20 protein-coding genes are annotated in these 24643 nt (G+C 67.4%); 13 read left to right on the top strand and 7 right to left on the bottom strand.

The window, feature by feature from the left end; all coding sequences use genetic code 11:
* Window positions 1-5: 5 nt before the first annotated feature.
* The 5 genes from EYF70_RS15770 (at window position 6) to bla (ending at window position 7042) form a co-directional block, all read left to right on the top strand.
* Window positions 6-3197: an efflux RND transporter permease subunit gene (locus EYF70_RS15770; RefSeq protein WP_131146265.1), complete on the top strand. Its 3192-nt coding sequence runs from the start codon at window positions 6-8 to the stop codon at window positions 3195-3197.
* Window positions 3194-4687 carry an efflux transporter outer membrane subunit gene (locus tag EYF70_RS15765; RefSeq protein ID WP_131146264.1) on the top strand — a complete coding sequence of 498 codons (1494 nt, stop codon included), beginning with the start codon at window positions 3194-3196 and terminating at the stop codon, window positions 4685-4687. Before EYF70_RS15770 ends, EYF70_RS15765 begins: the two co-directional genes overlap by 4 nt.
* Before the next feature lie 206 nt (window positions 4688-4893).
* Window positions 4894-5550: a purine nucleoside phosphorylase YfiH/LACC1 family protein gene (locus EYF70_RS15760; RefSeq protein ID WP_165497684.1), complete on the top strand. Its 657-nt coding sequence runs from the start codon at window positions 4894-4896 to the stop codon at window positions 5548-5550.
* A 293-nt stretch (window positions 5551-5843) separates the two neighbouring features.
* On the top strand, window positions 5844-6053 hold the full coding sequence (locus EYF70_RS15755; RefSeq protein ID WP_131146262.1) for a hypothetical protein: 210 nt from the start codon (window positions 5844-5846) through the stop codon (window positions 6051-6053).
* A gap of 137 nt (window positions 6054-6190) precedes the next feature.
* Window positions 6191-7042, top strand: coding sequence for a subclass B3 metallo-beta-lactamase (bla, locus tag EYF70_RS15750; protein WP_131146261.1), 852 nt, complete (start codon window positions 6191-6193; stop codon window positions 7040-7042).
* 278 nt (window positions 7043-7320) lie between these two features.
* On the opposite strand, the gene EYF70_RS15745 is transcribed toward bla, so the two are convergent.
* A complete protein-coding gene (locus EYF70_RS15745; RefSeq protein ID WP_131146260.1) occupies window positions 7321-7707 on the bottom strand; it encodes a hypothetical protein in 387 nt (128 codons plus the stop codon).
* 213 nt (window positions 7708-7920) lie between these two features.
* Here EYF70_RS15745 and ligD point away from each other — a divergent pair, with 213 nt between their 5' ends.
* Window positions 7921-10617, top strand: coding sequence for a DNA ligase D (gene ligD / locus EYF70_RS15740; RefSeq protein WP_174800407.1), 2697 nt, complete (start codon window positions 7921-7923; stop codon window positions 10615-10617).
* On the opposite strand, the gene EYF70_RS15735 is transcribed toward ligD, so the two are convergent.
* Window positions 10602-11474: an isocitrate lyase/PEP mutase family protein gene (locus EYF70_RS15735; protein ID WP_229420406.1), complete on the bottom strand. Its 873-nt coding sequence runs from the start codon at window positions 11472-11474 to the stop codon at window positions 10602-10604. The genes ligD and EYF70_RS15735 overlap by 16 nt on opposite strands.
* A 91-nt stretch (window positions 11475-11565) precedes the next feature.
* Between EYF70_RS15735 and EYF70_RS15730 the strand changes: the two genes are divergently transcribed.
* Entirely contained in the window at window positions 11566-12468 is a 903-nt protein-coding gene (locus EYF70_RS15730; RefSeq protein WP_131146259.1) for a LysR family transcriptional regulator, read from the top strand.
* On the opposite strand, the gene EYF70_RS15725 is transcribed toward EYF70_RS15730, so the two are convergent.
* Window positions 12465-13874: an HD domain-containing phosphohydrolase gene (locus tag EYF70_RS15725; RefSeq protein WP_131146258.1), complete on the bottom strand. Its 1410-nt coding sequence runs from the start codon at window positions 13872-13874 to the stop codon at window positions 12465-12467. The two genes, EYF70_RS15730 and EYF70_RS15725, sit on opposite strands and share 4 nt — an antisense overlap.
* Before the next feature lie 60 nt (window positions 13875-13934).
* Window positions 13935-14396 (bottom strand): carboxymuconolactone decarboxylase family protein, encoded by a 462-nt coding sequence (locus tag EYF70_RS15720; RefSeq protein WP_131146257.1) that lies wholly within the window; start codon window positions 14394-14396, stop codon window positions 13935-13937.
* Window positions 14397-14800: 404 nt separating this feature from the next.
* Here EYF70_RS15720 and EYF70_RS15715 point away from each other — a divergent pair, with 404 nt between their 5' ends.
* Window positions 14801-15442 (top strand): PA4824 family protein, encoded by a 642-nt coding sequence (locus tag EYF70_RS15715; RefSeq protein WP_131146256.1) that lies wholly within the window; start codon window positions 14801-14803, stop codon window positions 15440-15442.
* Window positions 15443-15471: 29 nt separating this feature from the next.
* Here EYF70_RS15715 and ku read toward each other — a convergent pair whose 3' ends face one another.
* From ku to EYF70_RS15700, 3 genes are all read right to left on the bottom strand, one after another.
* Window positions 15472-16533: a non-homologous end joining protein Ku gene (gene ku, locus EYF70_RS15710; protein WP_131146255.1), complete on the bottom strand. Its 1062-nt coding sequence runs from the start codon at window positions 16531-16533 to the stop codon at window positions 15472-15474.
* Between the two features lie 10 nt (window positions 16534-16543).
* Window positions 16544-17536 (bottom strand): SDR family oxidoreductase, encoded by a 993-nt coding sequence (locus EYF70_RS15705; RefSeq protein WP_131146254.1) that lies wholly within the window; start codon window positions 17534-17536, stop codon window positions 16544-16546.
* Window positions 17537-17974: 438 nt separating this feature from the next.
* Window positions 17975-19027, bottom strand: a complete 1053-nt coding sequence (locus tag EYF70_RS15700; RefSeq protein WP_131146253.1) for an aldo/keto reductase — start codon at window positions 19025-19027, stop codon at window positions 17975-17977.
* A gap of 96 nt (window positions 19028-19123) precedes the next feature.
* Between EYF70_RS15700 and EYF70_RS15695 the strand changes: the two genes are divergently transcribed.
* From EYF70_RS15695 to EYF70_RS15675, 5 genes are all read left to right on the top strand, one after another.
* On the top strand, window positions 19124-19699 hold the full coding sequence (locus tag EYF70_RS15695; protein ID WP_131146252.1) for a TetR/AcrR family transcriptional regulator: 576 nt from the start codon (window positions 19124-19126) through the stop codon (window positions 19697-19699).
* Window positions 19700-19798: 99 nt separating this feature from the next.
* On the top strand, window positions 19799-21442 hold the full coding sequence (locus EYF70_RS15690; protein ID WP_131146251.1) for a SulP family inorganic anion transporter: 1644 nt from the start codon (window positions 19799-19801) through the stop codon (window positions 21440-21442).
* Window positions 21439-23220, top strand: coding sequence for a DUF885 domain-containing protein (locus EYF70_RS15685; RefSeq protein WP_229420405.1), 1782 nt, complete (start codon window positions 21439-21441; stop codon window positions 23218-23220). The genes EYF70_RS15690 and EYF70_RS15685 overlap by 4 nt, the downstream gene beginning before the upstream one ends.
* Before the next feature lie 206 nt (window positions 23221-23426).
* Window positions 23427-23657 carry a hypothetical protein gene (locus EYF70_RS15680; protein WP_131146250.1) on the top strand — a complete coding sequence of 77 codons (231 nt, stop codon included), beginning with the start codon at window positions 23427-23429 and terminating at the stop codon, window positions 23655-23657.
* A 128-nt stretch (window positions 23658-23785) separates the two neighbouring features.
* Window positions 23786-24643 (top strand): urease accessory protein UreD, encoded by an 858-nt coding sequence (locus tag EYF70_RS15675; RefSeq protein ID WP_131146249.1) that lies wholly within the window; start codon window positions 23786-23788, stop codon window positions 24641-24643.

Raw genomic sequence — 24643 nt, 5'->3', positions numbered from 1 at the left:
TAACCATGAACTTTTCACGATTCTTTGTCGACAAACCGATCTTCGCGGCCGTGCTGTCGATCCTCGTGTTCGTCGCGGGCCTGATCTCGATCTTCAAGCTGCCCATTTCCGAGTACCCGGACGTGGTGCCGCCATCGGTGGTGGTGCGTGCCCAGTACCCGGGCGCCGATCCGAAGATCATCGCCGAAACCGTCGCCGCGCCGCTCGAGGAGCAGATCAACGGCGTCGAGAACATGCTGTACATGTCGTCGCAGAACACTTCCGACGGCGCGCTGCAGCTGACCGTCACGTTCGCGATCGGCACCAACGTCGAGCAGGCCGAGACGGCCGTGCAGAACCGCGTGCAGCGCGCGTTGCCTCGCCTGCCGGAAGAAGTGCGCCAGATCGGCGTGACCACCGTGAAGTCGTCGCCGAACCTGACGATGGTGGTCCACCTGAATTCGCCGGACGGCCGCTACGACGACCTGTACCTGCGCAATTACGCGGTGCTCAACATCAAGGACCAGCTGGCCCGCATCCATGGCATGGGCGAAGTGCAGCTGTTCGGCTCCGGCGACTACGCGATGCGCGTCTGGCTCGATCCACAGAAGGTGGCGGCCCGCGGCCTGACCTCGGGTGAAGTGGTCGATGCGATCCGCGAGCAGAACGTGCAGGTCGCGGCCGGCGTGATCGGCCAGGGGCCGTCGAAGGATGCCGACTTCCAGCTCACCGTGAAGACGCAGGGCCGCCTGTCGACCATCGAGGAATTCGGCGACATCGTCGTCAAGGCCGGCGCCGATGGCGCGGTCACGCGCCTGAAAGACCTGGCACGCCTGGAAATGGGCTCCAATTCGTACGCGCTGCGCTCGCTGCTGAACAACAAGTCGGCGGTGGCGATCCCCATCTTCGAGGCGCCGAACGCCAACGCGCTGCAGCTGTCGACCGATGTGCGGGCGACGATGGAGCGGCTGTCGAAGGATTTCCCGCAAGGCGTGGAATACAGCATCGTCTACGACCCCACCCAGTTCGTGCGTGAATCGATCGATTCCGTGATCCATACGCTGGTCGAGGCGGTGATCCTGGTCGCCCTGGTGGTGATCATTTTCCTGCAGACCTGGCGCGCTTCCATCATTCCGCTGCTGGCCGTGCCGGTCTCGGTGGTGGGTACCTTCGCCGTGATGATGATGTTCGGCTTCTCGATCAACACGCTGTCGCTGTTCGGCCTCGTGCTGGCGATCGGTATCGTGGTCGACGATGCGATCGTGGTGGTGGAAAACGTCGAGCGCAATATCGAGAACGGCCTGACCCCGCGCGATGCGACGATCCAGGCCATGAAGGAAGTGTCCGGCCCGATCATCGCCATCGCGCTGGTGCTGTGCGCCGTGTTCGTGCCGATCGCCTTCGTGTCGGGCCTGACCGGCCAGTTCTACCGCCAGTTCGCGCTGACCATCGCCATCTCCACCGTGATCTCGGCCTTCTCGTCGCTGACGCTGGCGCCGGCGCTGTCCGCTGCGCTGCTGAAGGGCCACCATGAACCGAAGGATGCGCTGACGCGCGGCATGGACAAGGTGTTCGGCGGTTTCTTCCGCATGTTCAACAAGTTCTTCAACCGTTCGGCCCACAAGTACGAAAACGGCGTGAAGGGCGTGCTGGCCCACAAGGGCGCGTCGCTGGTGATCTATGCGCTGCTGGGTGCCGCCGGCCTGTTCATGTTCAAGGCCGTGCCGCCGGGCTTCGTGCCGGCGCAGGACAAGCAGTACCTGATCGGCTTCGCGCAGCTGCCGGACGCCGCCTCGCTGGACCGTACCGATGAAGTGATCCGCAAGATGTCGACGATCGCCGAAAGCATTCCGGGCGTCGAGAACTCGATCTCGTTCCCGGGCCTGTCGATCAACGGCTTCACCAACGCGCCGAACGCCGGCATCGTGTTCCTGGGCCTGGCGCCGTTCGACCAGCGCAAGGACAAGAGCAAGTCGGCCGAGGCGATCGCCGCCGAGATGAACAAGCGCATGGGCGCCGTGCAGGATGCGTTCGTGATGGTGCTGCCGCCGCCGCCGGTGAACGGCCTGGGTACCACGGGCGGCTTCAAGCTGATGATCGAAGACCGGGGCAACCTGGGCTACGACGAACTGTTCAAGGCGGTGCAGGCGGTGCAGGCCAAGGCCTGGCAGGAGCCGCGGCTGCAGGGCGTGTTCTCCGGCTACCAGATCAACGTGCCGCAACTGTTCGCCGATGTCGATCGCGTGAAGGCGAAACAGCTGGGCGTGCCGCTGCAGACCATCTACCAGACCTTGCAGATCAACCTGGGTTCGCTGTACGTGAACGACTTCAACCAGTTCGGCCGCACCTACCAGGTGCGCGTGCAGGCCGATGCGCAGTTCCGCTCGCAGCCCGAGCAGATCGCGCAGCTGAAGGTGAAGAACGACAAGGGCGAGATGATTCCGCTGTCGTCGCTGATGCGCGTGAAGGATACGTATGGCCCGGACCGCGTGCAGCGCTACAACAACTACGTGGCGGCGGACCTGAACGGCGGCCCGGCACCCGGCATTTCGTCCGGCCAGGCGCAGGCGATCATGGACCAGATCCTGCGCGACACGCTGCCGAAAGGGATCACGTATGAGTGGACCGACCTGACCTACCAGGACATCCTGGCCGGCAACACGATGATCTTCGTGTTCCCGCTGTGCGTGCTGCTGGTGTTCCTGGTGCTGGCCGCGCAGTACGAAAGCTGGACCCTGCCGCTGGCGGTGATCCTGATCGTGCCGATGTCGATCCTGTGCGCGCTGATCGGCGTGAAGCTGACCGGTGGCGACAACAATATCTTTACCCAGATCGCACTGTTCGTGCTGGTCGGGCTGGCGTCGAAGAACGCGATCCTGATCGTCGAATTTGCCCGCGAACTGGAAGATCACGGGCGCAGCGTCGTCGACGCCGCACTGGAGGCTTGCCGCCTGCGTCTGCGCCCCATTTTGATGACGTCGATCGCATTCATCATGGGCGTGCTGCCGCTGGTGTTCTCCAGTGGCGCGGGTGCCGAGATGCGCCATGCGATGGGTGTCGCCGTGTTTGCCGGCATGCTGGGCGTGACGTTCTTCGGCCTGTTCCTGACGCCGGTGTTCTACGTCCTGCTGCGCACGCTGGCCAAGCGCATGGAACAGAAAAAGCAGCCGGTGCACGAAGAAGTGTCGCTGGTGAAAATGGAAGGAACCCACGGATGAACAAGCTGATTGCAAGGGGTGTAGCACCCCTGGTTGCCGCGCTGGTATTGACCGCCTGTGCCGCGCCCGAATTCAAACAACCCGCGGTCGAGGTGCCGGCGGCCTTCAAGGAAAACCAGTCGGCCGCGCAGTCTGCCGATCCGGTGAAGGTTGCCGCCGACGGCACGCGCTGGAAGGAAGCGCAGCCCGCCGAGCAGCAGCCGCGCGGCGAATGGTGGCTGGCCTTCAACGACCCGGCCCTGAACGAGCTGATGGCCGAGGCGATCCGCAACAACGCCAACCTCACCGTCGCCGCCGCGCGGGTGAAGCAGGCACGCGCCATCGCCGGCATCGCCGAGGCGGACCGCATTCCGCAGATCGGCGTGGGCGTCGGCGCCAACCGCTCGCAGCAGGCCCCGCAGGAAGCGGGTCTGCCGCAAGGCACGCGCATGTCGCCGGTCACCAGCTACAACGCCCGGCTGACGGCCAGCTATGAAGTGGACCTGTTCGGCCGCGTGTCGTCGAACGTGGCGGCCGCCCGCAACGACGCGGCGACGGTGGAAGCGAATTACCGCTCCGTGCTGCTGTCGCTGCAGGCCGACGTGGCCCAGACCTGGTTCCGCCTGCGGGCCACGGACGCCGAACTGGCGACCGTGGCGCAGACGGTCCGGCTGCGCGAGGAAAACGTCAAGGTCAACCAGCGCCGCTTCGACCTGGGCGATATCGGCGAATTCGACCTGTCCCGTGCCAAGACTGAACTGGCGACGTCGCGTGCCGAGGCCATCGGCCTGCAACGGCAGCGCACGACCGCCGAGCATTCGCTGGCGGTGCTGCTGGGGAAACCGGCGGCTTCCTTTAACGCGAGCGAGAATCCGCTGGCCGAAGGCGGCGTGCTGCCGGCGATCCCGGGCGGCCTGCCATCGTCGCTGCTGGAACGCCGGCCCGACATCGCCGCCGCCCAGCGCGCGATGGAAGCCTCCAATGCCCGCATTGGCGTGGCCCGTTCGGCGATGTTCCCGGCGCTGACCATCAGCGCCGACGGCGGCGGCGTCGGCCCGGCGTTCTCCGACGTGTTCCGCTGGAGCAGCCGCTCCTGGCTGCTGGGCGCGCTGCTGTCGATGCCTGTCATCGACGGCGGTCGCAACCGGGCCAACATCACCCGTAGCGAAGCGGTGCTGGAGGAGTCCGTGGGCCAGTACCGGCAAACGGTGTTGACCGCGTTCGCCGAGGTCGAGGACAACCTGGCCGGACTGCGCATCCTGTCCGGCCAGACGGCGCAAATCGACGACGCGGTGGTCTCCGCCCGGCGTTCCGCCGACCTGGCGCAGAAGCTGTACGACGCCGGCCGGTCCAGCTACCTCGAACTGCTGGACGCGCAGCGCAACCTTGCCGCCGTCGAACGCACGGCCGTGCAACTGCGCGGCGACCGGGCCATCACCACCGTCGCGCTGATCCGCTCGCTCGGCGGCGGCTGGGACGCCCCTGTCAGCACCGCCCAGGCCAGCAACTGAACGTGCCATCGAGAAGCAACTGAGTAACCCCGCGTAGTCCCTTGCGGCGGCTCCCCCCGGAGCCGCCGTTTTTTTTTGCCGAGAATGTTTCCTGAAACCGGGGTCTGACCCCGGTTTTTGGAAATATTTCTCAAAAACGGGGACAGTTCCGAATTCCGGAAATATTTCTTCGCTATCATGCGGCCGTCGATATCCAGGGGAAGTTCGTGATTACCAGTGAATTGCTCAGCAGTATTCCAAATGTCGTCCATGGCTTCGGGACGGAGGCCCAGCTGGTGCCGCACGTGCTGCAGCCCGTGTGGGAAGCGCGGCCGCAGAAGACGCAGGTCCATGGCACGCGGGCCGTGCGGATCGAGGTGGAACGCCAGCGGGCAGGGGAGGCCGATGCTTTCCACACCCAGAAGCAGGGCATCCCGGTCTCCATCATCACCGCGGACTGTGTGCCACTGCTGCTGGCGCGGAGGGATGGCGGACACGTGGCGGCGGTGCACGCGGGGTGGCGCGGGCTGGTTGACGGCATCATCCCCGGCGTGCTGGCCGATCTGGGAGGCGGGACCGACTGGGTCGCGGCGATCGGGCCGACGATCTGCGCGGCGTGCTATGAAGTCAGCGAAGAGCTGGCGCAGCAGTTCGCGCGGCGCTTCGACGGCATTCCCGCGGCCGAGCTGTTGCCGCGCCCGCGCCACCTGAACCTGCGCGCCGTCGCGCACGAGCAGCTGCGCCAGGCAGGTGTGGCGGCGATCGACCATGTCGGCGGCTGCACGTGCTGTGCGCGCGATGCGGCGGGCAACAGGCTGTTTCGCAGCTACCGGCGCGGCGACCGGAATTCGCAGCAGCATGCCGGCTTGTACATCGCAAGTTGAATGACGCCGGCGGCGCCCGCGTTCGGCTCTCCCGGTCGTGCATGGCCCGGTCCGTGCTGGTGCGTTGTGTGGATGTTTCAGCGGCCGCCACGCTCTTGAAAAAAATCCATCGCCCATGCGAAGATCGACGCACGTGCACCGGCACAGGCATCGGTCACCGACGTGCCGGTCCGCACGGAAGCGAGGGATGCCCGTCAGGCGAACCAGCGTCTGCCCGGCATCCCGTCCCCTGTCGCCAACCTCGCACCGGCGGCATTCACCAGTTTGCCGGCGCGCCATCGCAAGGAGAACACATGACTCAGCATATGACTTTCGCCGCTCCCGGCAAACGAGCCTGGTGGATCATCGCCGGCGTGATGGGCGGGCTCGCCGGACTGGCCCTCGACTTGTCCGCCGCGGGCGGGCTGTCCGGTGAAGCCGCCAAATGGGGCGGCATCGGCGCGCTGTTTGGCGTGACCGTCGGCGTCACGTCGCTGCTGCGCAACGCGTTGCACGGCCAGTAGTCACCACGCCGCGGCACGGCGGCATTCCCCATCCTCCATGCGGTGGGATGAACGGTCCCTTCGACGGGGCCACCGCCGTGGCCATCGGCCCATTTGGTCCCTAGAATGGCGTGGTCCATCCAACCCGACCGGAAAACATGAAAAACACACTGATCGCCATCGCCTGCCTCGGCATGACAACCCTTGCCCATGGCGGCGACTGGGACGAGCCGCAAGCCCCGTTCACCCTTTACGGCAATACCCACTACGTCGGCCCGAAAGGCGTCGGCGCCGTGCTGGTGACGTCGCCCGCCGGCCATATCCTGATCGATGCGGGCACGACGAAGTCCCCGGACGCCATCGCCGCCAGCATTCGCCAGCTGGGTTTCAAGATCGAAGACGTCAAGTACATCCTGACGTCGCACGAGCACGGCGACCACGTGGGCGGCGCAGCCCGCTTGCAGGAAATGACGGGGGCCACCGTCATCGGCAGCGCCGCCAGCACGGCCGTGATGAAGACGGGCAAGCCCAATCGGGCCGACCCGCAGTTCGGCAGCCTGTCCGACATGACGCCCGTCGCGAACACCCGTGCGGTGCGGAATGGCGATACCGTCACCGTCGGTCCGCTGGCGATCACGGCACACTACACGCCGGGCCACACGCCGGGCGGCATGTCGTGGACGTGGCAATCGACGGAGAACGGCCGCACCGCGAACATGGTCTACGCGGACAGCCTGAACGCCTTCGGGCTGAACGGCTTCCGCTACGGCGGCGACGCGCACTGGCCGGACGCGCGCCGGCAGCTGGAAGGGTCGATCGCGAAGATCGCGGGCTTGAAGTGCGACGTGCTGGTCTCCGCCCACCCGGAATTCGCCGGACTATGGGAGCGCAAGGCGCAGGTGGCGCAGCGCGGCAACGCGGCGTTCATCGATACCGGCGCCTGCTGGCAGTATGCGGAACGGGCCCGCCAGCGCCTGGACAAGCAACTCGCGGAAGAACAGAAACGGTAACGGACTGCTGCGCAGGCTGTCCGTCTTTCCGGAAACGTTGCAGAAAAATCGGACGCTGTCACCGGTTGATGAATCGGAGCCTGTTATAAATTGGAGCCTGTCACCGGTTTTTCCGATGCCGCGCCAGCGAGCAGGGAAGGCGGACATCGCAGGCGGCCCGCGAGCGGAACGCACAACGAAAAAAGCCCGTGCGCGAGGCACGGGCAAGGGAGCCGTTGTAGTTTGTGTGGTCCGCTCGTGTTGCCGTTATATGCTCTGAGAGTAGCTACGGTTTACTGTTATTTGGTCTGCGGCGCGTGCGTCAGGTTGGCGTGCGCATCTTCCTTGGCTTCGGCCTTCTGCTTGGCGGTCTTTTCCTGTGCATTGGCCTTCTTCACCTTGGCATCGGCCTTGGCTTCAGCGACATCCTTGTTCGCCTCGGCCTTTTCCTTCGCGACCTTGGCATCGGCCTTGGCGACTTCCTTGGACTCCTTGGCCTCGGCCTTGGCGACATCCTTCTGCTCTTTCGCCACTTCCTTCGCATGCGCCGCTTCGGCGTGCGCGGCGGCGGCAGGCGCCGTGGCCGGCGCGGTGGACTGGGCGAATGCGGCGCCGGCGAACAGGGTAGCGATCAGGGTGGCGGCTGCTTTGGATACGAATGCATTTTTCACGATTGCGTTTTTCATGGCGAAGTCCTTGTCTGCTGGGTTGTCTTGCTCATCGGTGCAACACGCTTTGTCGGTGTCACTGGGCAGAAAACGCCACCCGCTTGCACGACGTTGACGGGCTTTACATCTGTTACAAATCCGGCCACTCCACGCAGTTTCCGCGCTGCTTCTGCGCGTCTTCTGTTATTTGACGTACCGATTGGCCGGCGGGCGCGGGCCTACAGTATCGCCATGACCGACGCCCTCAAACTCTACAAGGCCAAGCGCAACTTCTCGATCACGCCGGAACCCGCGGAAGGCGGCGAGGAAGGACAGGAAGCGCTGACGTTCGTGATCCAGAAGCACTGGGCCACGCGGCTGCACTACGATTTCCGCCTCGAACTCGACGGCACGATGAAGAGCTGGGCTGTGCCGAAAGGCCCCAGCTACGACAGCCACGACAAGCGCATGGCCGTGCACGTGGAAGACCATCCGATCTCGTACAACGATTTCGAAGGGGTGATCCCGGAGAAGCAGTACGGCGCGGGCAAGGTGATCATCTGGGACAAGGGCACCTGGCATCCCATCGGCGATCCCCGCAAGGGCTACCGCGACGGCAACCTGAAGTTCGAACTGCGCGGCCACAAGATGCATGGCCGCTGGGCGCTGGTGCGCATGCGGCGCTCCGGCGAAAAGCAGGAACCGTGGCTGCTCATCAAGGAAAACGACGAACACGTGCGGCCGGCCGGCGAATTCTCCGTCATCGATGAAATGCCCGACAGCGTGAAGGCGCTCGGCATGCCCACGGCGGAGCGCCTGACGCCGGAAGCGGAAGAAGCCGAGAGTACCGCCGAGGAGCACCAGGGCAAGCCTGCGCGCAAGCGCGCGGCCGGGGAGAAGGGAAAAGCGACGAAGACCGCAGCGACGAAGGCCGCAGCGAAAAAGGCGCCGGCCAAGACCAAGGCAAAGGCTGCCGCGAAGGCCGCCGATCCGCTGGCGACGGTGCAACTGCCGGCCACCCTGTCGCCCGAGCTGGCCACGCTGGTCGACGCCCCGCCCGCCGACCCGGAAAACTGGATCTTCGAACTGAAGTTCGACGGCTATCGGCTGCTGGCCCGCGTCGAGGGCAAGTCGATCGAACTGTGGACCCGCAACGGCAACAACTGGACGCACAAGCTGGAACCGCTGCGCGCCACGCTGGAAAAAATGCGGCTGCCCGATGGCTGGTACGACGGCGAGATCGTGGTGCACGATACCAATGGCCGGCCGAATTTCGGCCTGCTGCAGCAGGCCTTCGATGGCGAGAAGACCAGGAACATCGTGTACTTCATCTTCGATGCGCCCTACCTGGATGGCCACGACCTGCGCGACGTGCCGCTGGCCCAGCGCCGCGAGCTGCTGCAGACGGTGCTCGGCGATGCCCAGGGCCAGGTGCGCTTCTCCGCCGAACTGGCCGCGCCGCCCGAGGAAATCGTCGCCGCGGCATGCCGGATGGGCCTGGAGGGCATCATCGGCAAGCGGCGCGACGCGCTGTACACGTCGCGCCGCTCGGGCGACTGGATCAAGCTGAAGTGCGCGCAGCGGCAGGAATTCGTGATCGGCGGCTATACCGATCCGAAAGGCTCGCGGGTGGGCATCGGCTCGCTGCTGCTGGGCTACTACGACGACGCCGGCAAGCTGCACTATGCCGGCAATGTCGGCGCCGGCTTCAACGACACCTCGCTGCGCGACATCATCGCCAAACTGAAGAAGGTGGCCAGCGATACCAATCCCTTCGCGCCCACCAAGGCGATCGAAAAGCGGGCGCACTGGGTGAAGCCCACCCTGGTGGCCGAAGTGACGTTCGGCGAATGGACCGGCAGCGGCTCGATTCGCCATTCCGTATTCCATGGCCTGCGCACGGACAAGAAGGCGGCGAGCATTCGTCGCGAGCAGGCCGTCCACGTGGAGGATGTGATGCAAACCCAAGCAGAGAGCAAGAGCGCCGGAAGGAAAACCAGTGCAAAGTCCGGTGCCAGGACCAAGGCCGATCCGGTAAGCGAATCGGACGTGGACAGCAAGCTGCCCGCCACGTTGAAGGTGACCAACGCCGACCGGCTGATCGACCCGGTCAGCGGCATGACCAAGATCGGCCTGGTGCGCTACTACGCGCTGGTCTCGGAACTGATGCTGGAACACCTGAAGGGCCGCCCGCTGGCGCTGGTGCGCGCCCCGGCCGGCGTCGGCGGCGAGCTGTTCTTCCAGAAGCATTCCGAGGTCGGCAAGCTGCCCGGCGTGAAGCAGTTGCCGCAGGAGCTGGACCCGGATCATCCGACGATGCTCGAAGTGCCCAACGTGCAGGGCCTGCTGTCGTGCGCGCAGTGGAACGTGGTCGAGTTCCACACCCAGAACGCGTTCGCGAAAACCTATGAAAAACCGAACCGCATGGTGTTCGACCTCGACCCCGGCCAGGGCGTGTCGTGGCAGCAGATCCAGGAAGCGGCGCAGCTGATGCGCGCCTTCCTCGAGCAGCTGGGCTTGCCGGCCTTCCTGAAGACCAGCGGCGGCAAGGGCCTGCACGTGGTCGTGCCGCTGAAGCCCCAGCACGGCTGGGATGCGGTGAAGGGCTTTTCCAGCTTCATCGTCGAGCACATGTCGCGCACGCTGCCGGACCGTTTCGCCTTCAAGAGCGGGCCGAAGAACCGGGTCGGCAAGATCTTCATCGATTACCTGCGCAACGGCCGCGGCGCCACCACGGCCGCCGCATGGTCGGCCCGCGCGCGGCCCGGCATGGGCATCTCGGTGCCCGTCGCCTGGAGCGAGCTGGATCACCTGAAAAGTGGCGACCAGTGGACCGTGGCCACCGTCCACACCCGCCTCGACCACGGCAACGAGCCGTGGGCCGACTACGCGAAGAGTGCCGTCACGCTGACCAAGGCCATGAAGCAGATGGGCTACAAGCCCGCCTGATCCGGTGCCGGCAGCAGGGCGTTGACGGTGCCGTAGGCCTCCGCTTCGTCCACCAGTGCCTGCGAGCCGCCGTGCGTGCCGAACTCCCGCGCCAGGCGCGCGGCGTGCGCCCACATCGCCTGCGGCAGCCACGAGCCGGTGCTGACGCGCCGCACGCCCAGCGCCGCCAGTTGCGCCACCGGCGGCAGGCCGGGCCAGGCGATCACGTTCAGCAGCAGATCGGTGCCCGCGGCCAGCGCGGCGATCTCCGCCGGGTCGGTCACGGCCAGCGGGAACAGCCCGTCCGCGCCGGCTTCGCGGTACAGGCGGGCCCGCTGCAGCGTCTCGCCGACCCGCGCGCCGGCAGGGGCCAGCTGCCGCGCGAACACGTCGCAGCGGATGTTGATGTACAGGTCCACGCCGGCGCCCAGCGCGGCGGCGCGCGCCGCGGCGATTTTCCGGCACAGCAGCGCCGGCGGCGCCGAACCATCCTGCAGGTTGATGCCCACCGCGCCCGCATCGACGAAGCGCGCCACCGCGGCGCCCACCGCCGCCGGGTCATCCGAATAGCCGCTCTCGATGTCGACGCTGAGGGGCACATCGATCACGCGGCGGATGCGGCGTACGCAGGCCACGTGCTCGTCGAGCGGCAGCAGGTCGCCATCCCGGTAGCCCAGCGACCACGCCACGCCGGCGCTGGTGGTCGCGATGGCCGCCGCGCCCTGGCTGGCGACCAGCCGCGCACTGCCCGCATCCCACGCGTTGGTGAGAACCAGCGGCCGGGGCTGGCGGTGCAGCGCCCGGAAGCGGGCATCCATCGGCAGCGCGGCGATCTCCGGATCTCCCATCGGCGGCGCATCCATCTTCAGCGTATCCATCGACTCTCCTTGGCAAAAAGCCTATTTTATGGATGGCGCCGCGCAGCGATAATAGCGGGGAATCACATAAATTCATTCCTGGGGAGACGTAATGCAACGGGTGCCCTTCAACCTGGTGGAAGCCTTCGGCGCGGTGGTGGAGCAGGGCGGCTTCGCGCGCGCGGCCACGGTACTGAACATGACGCCATCGTCCGTCAGCCGGCTGGTCAAGGCGCTGGAAGGGCAGCTTGGGGTGCGCCTGCTGAACCGCACCACGCGCGCCATGTCGCTGACCGAGGCGGGGCAGCGCTTCCATGCCGACAGCGCCGCCGCCCTGGCGCAGCTGCACGGGGCCTGCGAGCGCGCGGCGCAGCAGGCGGCCGAGCCGCAAGGCACGCTGCGCGTGAGCGCTCCGGTGGCCTTCGGGCGCAGCCACGTGGTGCCGCACCTGGCGGCGTTCATGGGCCGCTTCCCGCAGGTGCGCCTGGACTTGCTGATCACCGACCGGCTGGTCGATATCGTGGCCGAGCGCGTCCACGTGGCGATCCGCATCGGCCGGCTGGACGATTCCACGCTGGTGGCCCGCAAGCTGCTGCCGAACCGGCGCATCCTGGCCGCGTCGCCGGACTACCTGGCGCGGCACGGCATGCCGGCCGGCGTGGCGGAACTGGAAGCGCACGAATGCCTCGTGTCGACCGTCAATCACGACGGCGAAGTGTGGAAGCTGCACGGCGCCGGCGGCGAACGGGCAGTACGTCCGCGCGGGCGCGTGCGCTCGGACAACGGCGATGCGGTGCACCGGCTGGCCGTCGATGGCATGGGCATCTGCTTCCGCTCCGCCGTCAGCCTGGAAGAAGACCTTCGCGCCGGCCGCCTCGTGCAGGTGCTGCCCGGATGGACCGGCAAGGAAAGCGGCGTGTACGCGATGGCGCCGTCGCGGCCGATGAGCCCCGCCGCGCGGGCGCTGACGGATTTCCTGGTCGAGCGATGGGTGGCACGCGGGGGCGCGGGCTAGATGAGGCCCAGCGCCAGCGCTTTCAGCATCGCGGCCGGGCGCGTTGCACAGCCCAGCGTGCCGTAGATAGTGTCGAGATGCGTGCGCACGGCGCCGGTGCTGATGCGCAGCGCGCGCGCGACGTTCGCGAGGCTGTCACCGGTGCCGATCCGCCGCAGCACATCCGCTTCCCGTTCGGACAGGGGGCCGGCGCGCCCCGTGGCGGGCAGCCTGGCCGCGGCGGCGATCACCGCTTCGACCGCGCGCCTGTCGAAGCGTCCGGCCTGTGCCGCCAGCAGCGCGGTGGCGGCGGCCGGTTCGTACGGCGCGCGCCAGGGCCGCGGCGAGCGCAAGGCTGTCCACGCGGCCGCGGCGGCCAGCAGCCGGTGCGCGGGCGTGAGCGCCTGCGCCGTCAGGCCGCGGAAATAGCCGCTGCCATCGAGGCGCTCATAGGCATGGGCGGCCAGGTGCGCTTCATCGGCAAGCGCCGGAACCCGGTCGGCCAAGCGCACGGTCCAGTAGGGCACGTGGCGCACCTGTTCCCGTTCGGCCTTGCGCAGCAGGCCGGGGCGGTTCCACACCATGCAGGGAACCGCCGCGCGGCCGGCGCCATGGAGCAGCGCGGCGCGTTCCAGGCAGCGCTGCACCGCCGCGGGCAGGCCGGATAGCGCCGCTGCGTCGCGCGCGACGGCGGCCACGCGGCGAGCATGGCCCGCCAGCCACGGCAGCTTCAGTTCCAGCACGTCCGCCACCAGCGCCAATGGCACGTCGCCGCCCGGCACCGCCAGTAGCGCCGCGTCATCGACCGTGTCGAGCCAGTCGCGCGCATGCGGCACCATGTTCTTTACCAGATGCGCCGGATACTTGCGTCCGGCCAGGCGGCCGATCACCCGCAGGGCCGCGGGGAGTCCATGCGCGCGTGTCAGTACATCGAGATCGCCGGCCAGCGCCGCGTGGAACACGGCCGCCGGGACCGCGTCGCCGTGCAGCCGTGCCGGCAGGCCGTTGCCGTTGGCGTGTTCGAACAGGTGCCGCAGCGCTTCCTCGACGGCGAAGGGCAAGCCCAGCCTGCGGGCGATGTCGCCGGCCACCTCGCAGTGCACGCGTGCCAGCGGCAGCGCATTGGCGAACGTCAGCCGGTGGCCGGCCGGCAGCATGCGGGCCAGCATCGCGCCGCGGCCGGCCACGTCATCGCCCAGCAGCGCGGCGAAGCCGGGGGCGGTGGCGGTGCTGCCGGACCAGCGCAGCAGCGCCACCAGCCGTGCCGTCACGATGGCGTCCGGCGCCGCGCCGTCCGCTTCGGCTACGTGTCCGGCCAGCTGCGCCACGCGCACCGAATGACCGGGCGGCTGGCCCATCGCCAGGTCGCCGATCGTGGCCAGCGCCGCCACCGCATCGGCCGCGGTCACCATGTCATGTTGCGTCATGGCCGGTACTGTAGCGGCGCCGGGCAAGGCCGGCAAGGGCGGCTGGAACGGCCGCCTTGCTTACATGCCCGGCGGCGGGTTGACCGGGATCGGGCTGCGCAGCGACAGGTTGATCACGTTCCAGCCGCGGATCACGGCGACCGCGTAACCCAGTTCGGCGACCTGCGTTTCATTGAAATGCTCGCGCAGCTCTCCGTAGGCGGCATCGGTGTCATCGCGGTGGGGCAGGGCGTTCAGCGCGTCCGCCCAGCGCAGCGCCGCCCGTTCGCGGGCATCGAAGAACGGCGATTCGCGCCACGCCGCCACCGTGTTCAGGTGGCGCGGATCGGCGCCCTGGCGCACCAGGTCGCGCCAGTGCATGTCGACGCAGACGCCGCAGCCGTTGACCTGCGAGACGCGCAGGTTGACCAGTTCGACGATGCGCTCGCCCAGCGAGCTGCCCTTGGCGGCCTGGGACAGCGCGATCATCGCCTGCAAGCCTTGCGGGGCGAGGGAGTAGAGGGGGATTCGTGCCTTGGACATGATGGTTTCCTTGGTGGTGGCGGCGCACCGTGCGCCGCGTTCCCTCCTTAGACGGGACGCCGCGCGCAGTTGTGACAGCGTGCCCGGGAATTCCCTGCTGCCCGAGTTGTTAACAAAAACTGTGGATAAGCTTGTTAATCACAGCCGGGATCGCTTCATAAGTGGCTGATTATATTGATCATTTGCCCGCCGCCTGCTTATCGTGCACTGTGGAAGCGTGGTGCCATTGCCACAGGGAAAGTGATTTCCTTGCCCGTCGCTGGTAATATTGCCGGCTAGCACTTTCACGGTGCAATCCTTCGGTCCCCACCCCCGCCCGAATCGCGCGACCCTGCCGTCGCAACTTTTCCCGACCGACCATGCCTGAAACGACCCCGACGCGATTCGCGCGGCCATGTGCCGCCTTGACCCTTGCCTTGTTGCCGCTGGCTGCGCAGGCCGACCGGCCGCTGGTCACCGACGACGCCGTGGTACTGTCGCCCGGCACCTGCCAGGTCGAGGCCTCGGCCAGCCGCGGCCCGGGCCAGCGCTGGCTGGCGCCGGGCTGCAGCGTGGCCGAGCACTGGGAAGCGGGGATCGGCGTGGGCAATGTGCGCAGCGGCGGCAAGTACCACCGCGCGATCGTGATCGGTGCCAAGGCCGTGTTACGCCCGTTGTCGGAGGAGGGCATCGGCGTCGGCGCCGCGGTGTCGGAACAGCGCATCGCCGGGCCGGAAGCGTCGCGGGACCAGGCGGTCAGCCTGATCGTCAGCGTGCCGCTGGCACAGTGGGCGCGCGCGCACGTGAACACCGGCGCGGTGCGGCATGGCATCTCGCACCAGCGCGCGGCCACGTGGGCGGCGGCGCTGGAAGCCACGCGCGGGCGCGGCGCGCTGACACTCGAGACGTTCGGGGAACGGGGCGCGAGCCGCGGCTGGCAGGCGGGCGGGCGCTGGACGCTCGTGAAGGATGTGCTGGATGCCGACGCTGGTTACGGCGAGCTGCACGATCTGGACGGCCGCCGCCGCTTCGCGACGGTCGGCCTGACGTACACGTTCCAGCGCTGAGCCGGCAAGCGGCCGTCACGCGGTGCGGGTCATGCCGCTTTCCGGCGCGGCGCCGCGCCGGACTTCGCCGCCGTTTTCTTCGGTGCCGCCGGCTTCGACGCGGCAGCCTTGGCGGCGCCGGACTTCACCGTCGCCGGTTTCGCGGCCGCGGACTTCGATGCCGTGCCCGAACGGGCGCCGGACGCGCGTGGTGCCGCCTTCTTGGCCGGCCTGGCGGGTGCCGCTTCCTCGTCGTCCTGCTCCTCGACAGTGTCGTCCTCGTGGTCGTCGGCCGCCGCGGCCTTGCCCTTGCCGGGCCGGTTGCCCAGCGATTGCTTGAGCAGCGCCACCAGGTCGATGACGTTGGTGGACGGTTTCACTTCGGTTTCCTTCGACGGCATGGTGATCGACTTGGTCTGGCCGGCCTTGACCTTCTTCTCGACCAGCGCCAGCACGTCTTCCTTGTACGTGTCGTGGTACTGGCTGGGGTCCCATTCCTCGCTCATGCCTTCCACCAGCGACAGGGCCATCTTGAGTTCCTTGTCCGAGATGCCCACCCCTTTCAGGCCCTTGGCGGGCAGGTCGAGGCCCTCGGTATCGCGGATCTCGTCGGCATAGCGCAGCGTGTTCATGATGATGCCGTCCTCGCTGGCGACCAATGCGCACAGGTGCTGCTTGGTGCGGATCACCACCGTGGCGATGCCGATGCGGCCGGCGCGGCGCAGGGTTTCGCGCAGCAGCGCATACACCTTGGCGCCGCCGCGGCCCGGCGCCAGGTAGTAGGGCGTTTCGTAGTACGTCAGCGGCACGTCCTCGGCGTTGACGAAGGCGAGGATGTCGATCGTCTGCGTGGCCTTCACGTTGGCGCGCTTCAGGTCTTCGTCGGACAGCACCACGTATTCGCCGGAGGTGTATTCATAGCCCTTGATGATGTTGTCCCACGCGACTTCCTTGTTGTTGCCCTTGTTGTAGCGCTTGAAGCCGATGGGCGAGAAGTCGCGCTTGTCGAGCATGGTCAGGTCCAGCTCGTTCTGCTTCACGGCCGAATACAAGTCGACCGGGATGTGGACCAGGCCGAAGCTGATGGCGCCTTTCCAGAGCGAGCGGGCCATGGCTGTGCTCCTAGCCGACGCTGCCGGTGACCGGCAGCACGATACCGCTGATGTAGCTGGCGGTTGCCGGCGACGCCAGGAACACATAGGCCGGCGACAGTTCCTCCGGCTGGGCGGGGCGTTTCATGTCCGTGCTGGCGCCGAATTCCTTGATCTTGTCCGGCGTCTGGTCGGCCGGGTTCAGCGGCGTCCACACGGGACCCGGCGCCACCGCGTTGACGCGGATGCCTTTCTCGATCAGGTTCGACGCCAGCGACATCGTGAACGCATGGATCGCGCCCTTGGTCGACGAATAGTCGAGCAGCTTGGAAGACCCGCGCAGGCCGACCACGGAACCGGTATTGATGATCGACGCGCCTTGCTTCAGGTGCGGCAGCGCCGCCTTGGCCATGTGGAAGTAGCCGTAGATGTTGGTCTTCATCGTCAGGTCGAAGCGCTCTTCGGTGATGTCCTCGAGCGAGTCGGCATGTTCCTGGAAGGCGGCGTTGTTGACGAGGATGTCGAGCTTGCCGAATGTCTTCACGGTTTCCTCCACCGCGCGGCGGCAGAAATCGAATTCGCGTACGTCGCCCGGGATCAGCAGCGCGCGCTTGCCTTCGGCCTCGATGTGGCGCTGCGTTTCCTCGGCATCCTGCTGCTCGTCGGGCAGGTAGACCAGCGCCACGTCCGCCCCTTCGCGTGCATACAGCACGGCCACCGCGCGGCCGATGCCCGAATCGCCGCCCGTCACGATCGCGCTCATGCCTTCCAGCTTGCCGCTGCCCTTGTAGCCGGGGGCCAGGAATTGCGGCTTCAGTTCCATCTCGGCTTCGATGCCCGGCTTGTCGAGGTGCTGGTCGGGCAGCGGGGTTTCCGGGAACTCGTGGGTACCCGCCTGCACCGCCTGTTCTTCCTTCTGTTCGCTGCCGCCCTGCGACTTCGCCGCATCCTTGCTGTCCTGCTGCTGCTGGATCTCGCGCTGCAGGTTGCCGACGTCCTGCGCCTTGTTTTCCGAATTGCTCATTTGACTGTTCTCCCAAGGTTCGAGCGAACAGTATTGGCGCCTCCGGTGCCGCCCTCAGTGCGGTTGCGCACAGATGCGGGCACCGGCATCCTAAGGCACGCCGATCGGTCTCCGTGTGCAAAACCGGTGACAGGCTCCGATTCGTAAGCATTACGCGACATATTGAAAGCGCATGCACTCACCCCAACAGCGAACGGCTGGGGTCAGGGAGGAGTGCTGGCATGCATGCCAGCACCGTTGCGCAGGCGCGAAGCATGTTTCGCGAAACCCCTGCTTCACCCCGGCGGGTCTGACCCCGGAATTTGCACTTGGGGTGGACTCAAAAACGGTGACAGTCACCATTTCTTTTGCAATGTTTCCCGGAAAATGGTGCCTGTCACCGGTTTCCTGCAACATTTCTGGAGCGGAACGGCCTGCTGCGGCGGCCCGTCGCGATGTTCAGGCAACCGGCACCTTGCGCGGCAGCAGCAATCCCGGCTGGCCGCCGGCGATGGCGCCAGCCGTTTGCGCGATCGTGTCGTAGGGAGCGCCGAGCTGGATGGCGCTGGCGGCGTCGAGGCGGGCCAGCTGGTCCGGCGACAGCGTCACGTCCAGCGCGCCCAGCGTGCCGTCGAGCTGCGCCGGCGTGCGCGGGCCGAGGATCGGGACCAGCGCCGTCGATGACGCGGCGTCCCGGTGCAGCAGCCAGGCGATGGCCACCTGGGCAGGCGGTGCATCGACTTCGGCGGCGACGGCCAGCACCGCGTCGAGCGTGGCGGTCGCGCGTTCCGAATCCTCGCGGTGGACCAGCCGCCCGCCGAAGCCTTGCAGCCTGCCTTCCTCGTTGTTGCGGTACTTGCCGGTCAACAGTCCGCCGCCGAGCGGCGACCACAGCGCGCCGCCCAGGCCCAGGCCCTCGATCATCGGCAGAAGTTCGCGGTCCGCGCCCCGTTCGGCGAGGCTGTATTCCATCTGGACGCCGACCAGCGGCGCCCAGCCGCGCAGTTCGGCGATGGCGTCCGCGCGGGCAATGCGCCAGGCGGGGAAGTTCGACAGCCCCGCGTACAGGATCTTGCCGGAACGGACCAGGTCGTCGAACGCGCGCAGCAGCTCGTCCATCGGCGTGTGGTCGTCGGCGAAGTGCGCCCAGTACAGGTCGATGCGGTCCGTCTTCAACCGTTTCAGGCTGGCCTCGACCGATTGCACCATCGCCTTGCGGCTGTTGCCGGTGCCGCTGATACCGCCCGGGCCCGACAGCGTGAACTTGGTGGCCAGTACGAAATGGTCGCGGTCGGCGGCGATGAAGTCGCCCGTCAGCACTTCCGACTGGCCGCCCTGGTAGCCGTCCGCCGTATCGATGAAGTTTCCGCCCGCTTCCACGTAGCGGTCGAACACGGCCCTGGCCTCTTCGCGCTCGCTGCCATACCCCCAGCCGGTACCGAAATTGCCGGTGCCCAGCGCCAGTGCGGAAACACGCAGGCCGCTGCGGCGGCCAAAGCTCTTGTAATGCATGGTGACTCTCCGGTTGGTTAAATGACGATCGTCATGTATGGGTTATATATTACGATCATCATGTATAATGTCAAGCAGATTGTTTGGGAGGCGGACATGAAAGTATCGAGGGAGCAGGCGGCGCAGAACCGGGAGCGCATCGTGGAGACGGCGGCCCGGGTGTTCCGCGAAAAAGGGTTCGACGGCATCGGCGTGGCGGACCTGATGAAGACCGCCGGCCTGACGCACGGCGGCTTCTACGGCCATTTCGCCTCGAAGGAGGCATTGCTCGGCGAAGCGGTGGGGCGGGCGCTGGGCGGGGCCGGCGACGGCTGGCAGGCGCGGATGGCGGCGCACCCGGACGATCCGCTGGGCGCGGTGGTGCGCTCTTATCTGTCGCCCGCGCACCGCGACAACCCCGGCGCCGGTTGCGCCATTTCAGCGCTGGGCGCCGACATCTCCCGGGCCGGGCCGGCCGTGCGCGATGCCGTGACCGAGCGCGCCCGCGCCCAGTTCGAACTGCTGGCGCGCGCCGCGCCGGGCGACACGGACGAGCAGCGCCGCCAGCATGCGATCGCCACCTATGCCGCGATGATCGGCGGCCTGGTGCTGGCACGGGCGGTGTCGGACGCCGCGTTGTCCGAGGAAATCCTGGCGGCGGTGGCCGGCACGCTGGCAGCGCCGCCGGCCTGAAGGTGGGCGGCGTGCCGGATTCGCCCCCGGTCCCATGGTGGACACCAGCTCTGCCATGATAGGCTTGCGCCTTTACACGATAAGACAGGTTTCCTCGCCATGCTGGACTGGCTCAGACATTACCGCCGCGCGGCGCTGCCCGGGGATATCGGCGCGGGGATCGTCGTGGCCATGATGCTGGTGCCGCAGGGGATGGCGTATGCGCTGGTGGCCGGCCTGCCGCCGGTGGCGGGGCTGTATGCGAGCATCCTGCCGCCGGTGGTCTATGCGCTGTTCGGCAGCAGCATGACGCAATCGGTGGGGCCGATGGCGATCGTGTCGCTGATGACGGGCGCCGCGATCGCACCGCTGGCGGGCGGGGCGCCCGGCCTGCATGCGGTGCTGGCGGCGCAGCTGGCGCTGGTGGCCGGCGCGGTCCTGCTGCTGTGCGGCCTGCTGCGGCTGGGCTTCCTCGCCAATTTCTTTTCGCGGCCGGTGATGAGCGGCTTCACGGTCGGCTCGTCGCTGGTGATCGCGTGGGGCCAGGTCAAGCCGCTGCTGGGCGGCCCGATGCAGCACCCGCACGTGCCGAGCACCATCCTCGGCGTGGCATCGCTGGTCCTCCTGCTGCTCGCGCGCAGCCACCTGGCCAGGATGCTCAAGCGCATCGGCGTTCCGTCCGGCGCGGCGGACGTGCTGTCGAAACTGGCGCCGATGGTGGTGGTGCTGGCTGCCACCGCCGCCGTGGCGGGCTACGGCGCCCATGGCATCCGCCTGACCGGGCCGGTGCCATCGGGCCTGCCGCAGCTCAACCTGGCCGTGTCGCCATCGCACTGGCGCGAGTTGCTGCAGCCGGGACTGCTGATCGGCTTCGTGGTTTTCCTGATGAGCATGAGCGCGGCGCAGACGCTGGCGTTGAAGCGCGGCGAGAAGCTCGTGTCGAACCGCGAGCTGGTGGGCCTCGGCGCTGCCAACGTGGCCGGCATGGTGTCCGGCGCGTTTCCCGTCACGGGCAGCCTGTCGCGCTCCGCCGTCAATTTCGCCGCCGGCGCCAACACGCCGCTGGCCAGCGTCATCTCGGCGGTCCTGCTGGCCACCGCGCTGATGCTGCCCACCGGCTGGCTGGCGCTGCTGCCGTTGCCCACCCTGGCGGCCACCATCATCGTGGCCGTGCTCGGCCTGCTCGAACTCGATACCCTGAAGACCGCCTGGCACTACGACCGCGGCGATGCGCTGGCCTGGCTGGTCACCTGCGTGGGCGTGCTGGCGCTGGGCGTGGAGGCGGGCGTCATCGTCGGCGTGGTCCTGTCGATGGGTACGCTGATCTGGCGCGCCAGCCGGCCCCACATCGCCGTGCTGGGGCGCATTCCCGGCACCGAGCATTTCCGCAATGTCGACCGCTACGCCGCGACCCGTTCCGAATCGGTGCTGATCCTGCGCATCGATGCCAACCTGTTTTTCGGCAACGTGGAAGCCGTCAACGAACGGATCGAGGACGAATTGCGCGCCCATCCCGCTACCCGCCACCTGGTGCTGACGATGCTGGCGGTCAGCTCGATCGATACCACGGCACTGTTCGCGCTGGCCGAACTCAATGCCAGCCTGAAGGCGCGCGGCATCGGCCTGCACCTGGCCGAAGTGAAGGGCCCCGTGATGGACCGCCTGCGCGCCAGCACGCTGCTCGACGACCTGAACGGCAAGCTGTTCCTCAGCACGGCCATGGCCAGCGACCACCTGAATGCAACCGACAAGGACCACCCATGATGAAGCCCGGCGCGGCGCTTGCCGCCTGCCTGTTTGCCACGCCCGTGACTTTCGCACAAGCGATCGCCGCGCCAGCGACTGCCGCACGATCGACCGCCCCCGCAACGGCCGATGCCGATGCCCGCCTGCGCGCCATCTATACCGATGAATGGCAATGGCGCCTGCAGCAGCGGCTGGAAAACGAGGAAGACGACACGAGCGGGATCCGTGCCGACCTGCCGAAGGTGGACGCGGCCACGCAGCGGATGCGCCGGTCGCACTGGGAGGGCGTACTGAAACGGCTCGATGGCGTGGCCGAAGCCAGCCTGTCCGAGGCCGAGCGCGTCAACCATGCCGTGTACCGCGCGCAGGTCGCGGCGCTGGTGGCGAACGTGCGTTTCCGCGAATATGAAAAACCGCTGAACGCGGATTCCTCGTTCTGGTTCAACATGACGTACGAGGCGCGCAAGCCCTTCCGCACGAAGCAGGACTACGTCAACTACGTGGCCCAGCTGAACGACGTGCCGCGCTACTTCCGCGAACAGGTCGCCAACATGCGTGCCGGCCTGGCGCGCGGCTTCACGCCGCCGAAGGTCACGCTGGCCGGGCGCGACGCCACCATCGCGGCCATCGTTCAGGCGCAGCCGGCCGACACGCCGTTCTACCTGCCGTTCAAGGACATGCCGGCCACGATCCCGGCGGCCGAGCAGGCCAGCCTGCGTGCCGCGGCCGTGGAAGCCATCACGGAGCGGGTCATCCCGGCCCATGTCGAGCTGCTGGCCTTCATGCGCGCCGAGTACCTGCCGCGCGCCACGGAAACGCTGGCCGCCGAGCGCCTGCCGGACGGCAAGGCGTATTACCAGTCGAAGATCGTCGAATACACCACCACGCAGCTGTCCGCCGACGAGATCCACCGCATCGGCCTGGCCGAGATGGCGAAGATCCGCGCCGAGATGGCCGAGGTGATGAAACAGGTGAATTTCACCGGCGACCTGCCGGCCTTCCTGCAATTCCTGCGCACCGATCCGCGCTTCTATGCGAAGACGCCGGAAGAACTGCTGATGCGCGCCGCCTGGATCGCCAAGAAATTCGACGGCAAGGCCGAGCGCTACTTCGGCCGCCTGCCGCGCAGCCGCTTCGCCATCATCCCCGTGCCGCCGGACCAGGCACCGTATTACACCTCCGGCCGCGGCGGTCCGGGCGTGTACCTCGTCAACACCTACGACCTGCCGTCGCGCGCGCTGTACAGCCTGCCGGCGCTGACCCTGCACGAATCGGCGCCCGGCCACGCGTTCCAGATGCCGGTGGCGATGGAGCAGGCGGGCCGGCCGCCGTTCCGCAACGCGTATATCTCGGCCTACGGCGAGGGCTGGGCGCTGTACTCGGAGCGGCTCGGCACCGAAATGGGCATCTATGAAACGCCGTACGAAGTGTTCGGCATGCTGAGCTACCAGGCCTGGCGCGCGTCGCGGCTGGTCGTCGATACCGGCATCCATGCGAAAGGCTGGAGCCGCGACCAGGCGCTGCGCTACCTGATGGACAATACCGCGCTGTCCCGGCACGAGGTCGCCACCGAAGTGGACCGCTATATTTCCTGGCCGGGCCAGGCGCTGTCGTATTACCTGGGGCAGATGGCGATCATCGAGGCGCGGCGCAAGGCCGAGGCGGCGCTGGGCGAACGGTTCGACATTCGCGCCTTCCACGACACCGTGCTGGAACTGGGCTCGGTGCCGCTGCCCGTGCTGAAGGACAGGATCGACCGGTTCATCCGGGAGGGCGGCAAGGGGCCGTACGGGTGAGGGCGGCGCGGCGGGCGGCGGGTATGGTCAGCACATACCCGGGGCGCCTTGCCAGAAAGCGCCGGGCCATGGAAAGTGAACGGCTGCACCAACACGTTGCATGAATGCTTCGTTAATGAATCTTCGTGCGCAACATTGCCGGATTATCGTCATAATGGTGCAGAATTCTCAACAGCATCTTTCTCAACTTCACTGGAATCCCCGCCATGCCGCTCTACCAGATCTGGTACAACGACGCCGACCAACCGCTGGTCGTGAACACGCCTTACCGCCTGCGCGATATTGAAATCGCCGGTGAAATCATCCGCAACGAACACCGGCAGAACCGCCAGAGCGCCGACCCGGCCGGCCTGACCGTGCGCGAACTGCTGCGCGTGAACGGCTTGCGCAACGTGCGCTACACGCTGGATGAAAGCGAACCGGTCGAGCTGCGGTGACAATTGCCGTGTAAATCGCACCACGGCGGTGCGCTTGCTCTGCCGTGGTGCATCGCGGGGCTGCCAGGCCCTGGAAATGCTGGCACGCAACTTGCTGTTAGTGCAGGGTCATCGTTGAACAACGCCTCATGCCCGACTGTACGGAACGCCTGCCTCTCCCGCCTCACCACGCCCACCCTGCGGCGTGGCAGGCCCGGCTCACGCTGGGCTTTACCCGAGATAGCGATACCACCCGCCTGACCCGCCGCGAGCACAGCGGCCCTCTGCGCGTGCAGAAGCCCCTGTACCCAGAACATCCGTCGGTCTGCCATGCCATCGTCGTGCACCCACCCGGCGGCGTGGTCGGCGGCGACGAGCTGTCGGTCACCGCCCACCTGAAGCAGGACACGCACGCCTTGCTGACATCGCCCGGTGCCGCCAAGTGGTACCGCGCCAATGGCCGCGTCTCGCGCCAGCGCATCGACCTGGCGGTGGATGGCGGCGCTTCGCTGGAATGGCTGCCGCAGGAAACCATCTTCTTCAACGATGCCCATGTCGAGCTCGACCACCACGTGGCGCTGGCCGCGGACGCCAGCTATATCGGCTGCGAGATCCTGTGCCTGGGCCGCCGCGCATCCGGCGAATCGTTCGGCCAGGGGCGCGTGGCCCAGCGGACGTCGGTGCGCCGCGGCGGACGGCTGCTGTGGTGGGAACAAGGCGCGCTGACGCCCGGCACGCTGGCCAGCCCGCTGGGCCTGCAGGGCCACACGGTATCGGCCATGCTGCTGGCGGTGGGCAAGCCGGTCACGGCCGATACCGTGGCCGCGCTGCGCGCGCTGGCCGATCACCCGTGCTGGGGCGTCACCCAGATGAAACATGTGCTGTGCGTGCGCTGGCTGGGCCACGACAGCGAAGCCGCGCGGGAACTGATGCTGGCCGCCTGGCGCATCGTGCGCCCCGCGGTCCTCGGCCGCGCCGCCATCGACCTGCGCAGCTGGCGCACCTGA

This window comes from Pseudoduganella albidiflava, assembly GCF_004322755.1.
GTDB classification, from domain to species: Bacteria; Pseudomonadota; Gammaproteobacteria; order Burkholderiales; family Burkholderiaceae_D; genus Rugamonas; species Rugamonas albidiflava.
The sequence above is the reverse complement of the archived record's forward strand: the minus strand, read 5'-3'. Positions and strand labels throughout refer to the sequence as shown.